At 48.4% G+C, this 4369-nt stretch carries 4 protein-coding genes and 1 pseudogene; 2 read left to right on the top strand and 3 right to left on the bottom strand.

Annotation, left to right across the window (positions count from 1 at the left end; translation table 11 throughout):
- From AB7E14_RS21130 to dsbG, 3 genes and pseudogenes are all read right to left on the bottom strand, one after another.
- A pseudogene (locus tag AB7E14_RS21130) lies at nt 1–102 on the bottom strand (hypothetical protein); the annotation flags it as partial.
- Nucleotides 87–1310 (bottom strand): phosphoadenosine phosphosulfate reductase, encoded by a 1224-nt coding sequence (locus AB7E14_RS21125; RefSeq protein WP_316961915.1) that lies wholly within the window; start codon nt 1308–1310, stop codon nt 87–89. The pseudogene AB7E14_RS21130 and the gene AB7E14_RS21125, both read right to left, overlap by 16 nt.
- A 331-nt stretch (nt 1311–1641) precedes the next feature.
- Nucleotides 1642–2388: a thiol:disulfide interchange protein DsbG gene (gene dsbG / locus AB7E14_RS21120; RefSeq protein ID WP_044328661.1), complete on the bottom strand. Its 747-nt coding sequence runs from the start codon at nt 2386–2388 to the stop codon at nt 1642–1644.
- Between the two features lie 376 nt (nt 2389–2764).
- Between dsbG and ahpC the strand changes: the two genes are divergently transcribed.
- Nucleotides 2765–3328 carry an alkyl hydroperoxide reductase subunit C gene (ahpC, locus tag AB7E14_RS21115; RefSeq protein ID WP_004859485.1) on the top strand — a complete coding sequence of 188 codons (564 nt, stop codon included), beginning with the start codon at nt 2765–2767 and terminating at the stop codon, nt 3326–3328.
- 243 nt (nt 3329–3571) lie between these two features.
- Nucleotides 3572–4369: thioredoxin family protein (locus AB7E14_RS21110; protein ID WP_428169905.1), on the top strand; the 798-nt coding region annotated here is incomplete at its 3' end.

Here is a 4369-nt window from a genome sequence, read left to right as displayed (position 1 = left end):
GCTGTGAATCGCCTTTCTGAACACATTGATGGCTTTAATTCTTTCGTCATCAGATAAGCCAGAAAGATAGCTAAGGAGGTCCTGAGTTAATCGTTGTTGCATAAAATTCCCCATTCCTTGCGTTTCGCTTTCATGCGTTCGCTATAACGCTGGTAACTTTTCGGTTTAGTTGGGCTGAAAGAGAGCGCCCGACACCAGTAATCATTGTTCAATAACACTTTGCAGATGCGTCGCCAGGAGGGGATATCTTTCGAACCGATATCACCCGTCTGCGTTTGCGGGATCTCACCGAGGCCGTTTTTCTTGTACCACTGTAAATAGACGGCGATTTTGTTGCGGTAATGCTCTGCCGTGGAGATGGGCATGCTGAGCAGTAACAGCATGGCGTACTCCTGCCAGCTCAAGTGTTCGGGCTTGAGAATTTTTCGATGACCATAGAAGTGATTATCCTGCCCGGCGTAGATCCCGCCGCTCCTGACGCCACTCACGCGCTCGCACATCGCGGCCCATCTTTCCGGTTCAACAACATGATAGAGCCATAATCCCTGGCGCTGTTCAGGGCCAAATGGTTCACAAATACGCATGTAACGGGCCGGAACACCGGCCTGATACATCAGGTTGTAGAGCGGATTACAGGGCAAATTGGTGCGACCAAACCAGGTCCAGATATCAGCTGTTTTCCAGTCATACAGCGGATAGATATACCAGGTATGTCCGCCTGGTGCGGCGGTCGTCCAAGGTTTGTCATCGGCAAAACGCTGTTTACGTAAACTGGCGATTGCCACAAAACGGTTATAGGATTCATCGGCCCGAATCCCGATCATCATCGCTGCCGGGCGTTTATTCGAAAACCAGTCGGCAAATTCACGTACAAACTGTTCGAAGGTCATGCCGGATTGATAGAAGGGAAAATAACCCGGATCGGTGATGGCGTCTGGCGGCGGTTGACGAACCCACTGGGTATTGGGTTCCCAACACTGCCATTCAGGTTGAAACTGTGACAGTGAGTTTTGGGTGGTGAGCGGAAGGGCAACCCAATAAAAATGGTCGATGACATCGGCATACATTTCGCGCAACGCGGTAATATAACTAATGGTACAGGAAAATTGCGCTTCCCAGTCAATGAACAACACATTGATTTTTTTGTGTAGCTTACGGGCAATATTGGCCGTCAGATGCAACATCAAGCCAGAATCTTTACCACCGGAAAAGGAGACGCATACGCGGGGAAGATTTTCGAGAGTCCAGGTGATGCGTTCTTCAGCGGCTTCAAGAACATTTTGGTTTAATGATATTTTATAAACGGACATGTATCGCTTATCCTTAAACGTTAAAGTCATTCGCCTTAAATAGATATCCCTCTATAATATAAGCCTTTTTTGGGAACGTGCAATGCTTAAATAAATTCAATGAATTAATTAAATTATCTTAAATATATCCGTTTTGAATATATTTCAATTGATATTACATGTTCGCTATACAAGCTGGCGTGGTTAAAAACAAAGGAGTTTTGCAAAGAAATATTTCTTTCTGGTTTGAGTGTTACTTAAGTAAAACTTAAATGACGAAGTGATTTTTACAACGTGTTATGAGAAATATTCAGGGTAATTATATCTAATGGCATATAATTACCCGTATTACTTATGGATGTGTCATCATGGCATCCAGTTGCGCTTTTTCAGGCAAGCCAACGACCTGCTGAAGAACGTTATCTTTATTCATATAATAAATTGCGGGCGTGACGTTTGCGCCTAAATCATCCATGATTTTTTGGTTCATATTAAGGATTTTCATGTGTGCCGGAGAAATCGCTTTGGGCACCGTGAGCGCCATATTTCCGCCAGAGGCTTCATAATCATGCCAGGTTTTTGCCGGATCGTTCGATGCCAGAATGGCAGCGGCGGTAGCTGGGCTCTCTGGTTTGATGACGCCGACGAGTAGCGTTCGCAATTGGACTTTGCCGGACTCCACCCATGGGCGGGCCTGTTGCCAGAACTGTTTGCAATACGGACAGAAAGGATCAGCAAAAACATACAGCACCACCGGAGCCTCTTTTTTGCCATCGAGAAGCCAGTCGGCTTTTTCCATGCGCTGCCACATTTCCCGTCCGGCAGGCGCATAGATCTCTTTCTCTATCAATTGATTGCTCAGGTTTTCGCCTTTTTCATTGTACATGTAGCCCGAAATGGCCTGCTTGCCATCAGGTGTCAGGTAGATAGTGACCCCCATATCCTGATATTTCCCAAGATAGCCTTTCATCCCGCCGGGCGCATCGAACGACTTTATAATGGTAATCCCTTGTTTTTCTATCGCTTTAACGGGCGCAGGCAGGTCTTCAGCCCAGGCAAAAAGAGGGAGCAGGGAGAGCAAAAGCGTACGTTTTAACATCATTTATCCTTATAAATCAGAGCGATTGCGAGAACGGTGGGGAAACCTATCACAGCCATAGATAAGACCTCAGGCTGGAACGTTGCCCTTTGAGGAGTGGGGTGGTGTAATCATTCTCGCTGTTACAGCCTTTGTTAAGGTAATGTAGAGCGCAACACATAGCCAGTTTCACTGGCGCTGAAGTTACCCACGGGTAGTTCAGGTAACGGGGCTGCCTGCAAAGGTGGCCCTTTTTACTTTGCGTCGTAGCACGTTCACAACGTTGAATTGAGAGGTTTGTTAGCTAACGCTTATTGATTTGATAAAGGAAACGCATTAGCCCTGTCAGTCAATCTTCGGTAACTTATCTCTCAACGAAAACATGGAGGAAGTACAGATGTCTTTGATTAATACCAAAATTAAACCTTTTAAAAACCAGGCGTTCAAAAACGGTGAATTCATCGAAGTGACCGAGAAAGATACCGAAGGCCGCTGGAGCGTCTTCTTCTTCTATCCGGCTGACTTTACCTTCGTATGCCCGACCGAACTGGGTGACGTTGCAGACCATTATGAAGAACTGCAGAAGCTGGGCGTAGACGTTTACTCCGTCTCTACCGACACCCACTTTACCCACAAAGCATGGCACAGCAGCTCCGACACCATCGCCAAAATCAAATATGCGATGATCGGCGACCCGACTGGCGCCCTGACCCGTAACTTCGACAACATGCGTGAAGACGAAGGTCTGGCAGACCGCGCAACGTTCGTTGTTGACCCGCAGGGTATCATCCAGGCGATCGAAGTTACCGCTGAAGGTATCGGCCGTGATGCTTCTGACCTGCTGCGTAAAATCAAAGCCGCTCAGTATGTTGCTTCTCACCCAGGCGAAGTGTGCCCGGCTAAGTGGAAAGAAGGCGAAGCGACGCTGGCTCCATCCCTTGATCTGGTCGGTAAAATCTAAAAATTCCGGCGTTTTTCATGCCACAGGTGTGTTGGCTGCGCTTATTCATCCCGGTCACTTACTTATGTAAGCTCCCGGGGATTCATAAGCTTGCCGCCTTCCTGTGACAAGAAATACTGGGAGTTTACCTCACATACGGGTGCTTATGGGTGCCCGTTTTATTCAGCACCATGACGCAAGTTGTATTAATGCAGACTCAGCCAAATCAGCTTGCATGATGATGTTTTCAGAGAGGGAAGAACAATGCTCGACACAAATATGAAAACCCAGCTCAAGGCTTATCTTGAGAAACTGACGAAACCTGTTGAGCTGATTGCGACGCTGGATGACAGCGCTAAATCGGCGGAAATCAAGGAACTGCTGGCTGAAATCGCTGGACTGTCAGAGAAAGTCACCTTTAAAGAAGACAACAGCCTGTCGGTGCGCAAACCCTCTTTCCTGATCACCAATCCGGGTTCAACGAAGGGGCCGCGTTTTGCAGGTTCTCCGCTGGGACACGAATTTACGTCGCTGGTTCTGGCGCTGTTGTGGACCGGTGGACACCCGTCAAAAGAAGCGCAGTCTCTGCTCGAGCAGATCCGCGAGATTGACGGCGATTTTGAATTTGAAACGTATTACTCACTCTCCTGCCATAACTGCCCTGACGTGGTGCAGGCACTGAACCTGATGGCGGTGCTGAATCCGCGTATCAAGCATACGGCGATTGATGGCGGCACGTTCCAGAACGAGATCACTGAGCGTAACGTGATGGGCGTACCGGCTGTCTACGTTAACGGGAAAGAGTTTGGTCAGGGTCGGATGACGCTGACGGAAATCGTGGCGAAAGTGGATACTGGCGCTGAAAAACGCGCCGCAGAAGAGCTGAGCCAGCGTGATGCTTATGATGTTCTGATTGTCGGTTCCGGTCCTGCGGGTGCAGCCGCAGCGGTTTACTCCGCACGTAAAGGGATTCGTACCGGCCTGATGGGTGAGCGTTTTGGCGGCCAGGTACTCGATACTGTGGATATCGAAAACTACATCTCTGTCCCGAAAACGGAAGGG

This window comes from Citrobacter sp. (genome assembly GCF_050252275.1).
Lineage (GTDB): Bacteria > Pseudomonadota > Gammaproteobacteria > Enterobacterales > Enterobacteriaceae > Citrobacter_A > Citrobacter_A amalonaticus.
Note: the sequence above shows the minus strand (reverse complement) of the source record. Positions and strands in the feature narration are given on the sequence as shown.

What these genes read in the sequence shown, in the direction of transcription:
- AB7E14_RS21125 (WP_316961915.1), bottom strand. Translation starts at nt 1,310, where the DNA reads ATGTCCGTTTATAAAATATCATTAAACCAAAATGTTCTTGAAGCCGCT.
- dsbG (WP_044328661.1), bottom strand. Translation starts at nt 2,388, where the DNA reads ATGTTAAAACGTACGCTTTTGCTCTCCCTGCTCCCTCTTTTTGCCTGG.
- ahpC (WP_004859485.1), top strand. Translation starts at nt 2,765, where the DNA reads ATGTCTTTGATTAATACCAAAATTAAACCTTTTAAAAACCAGGCGTTC.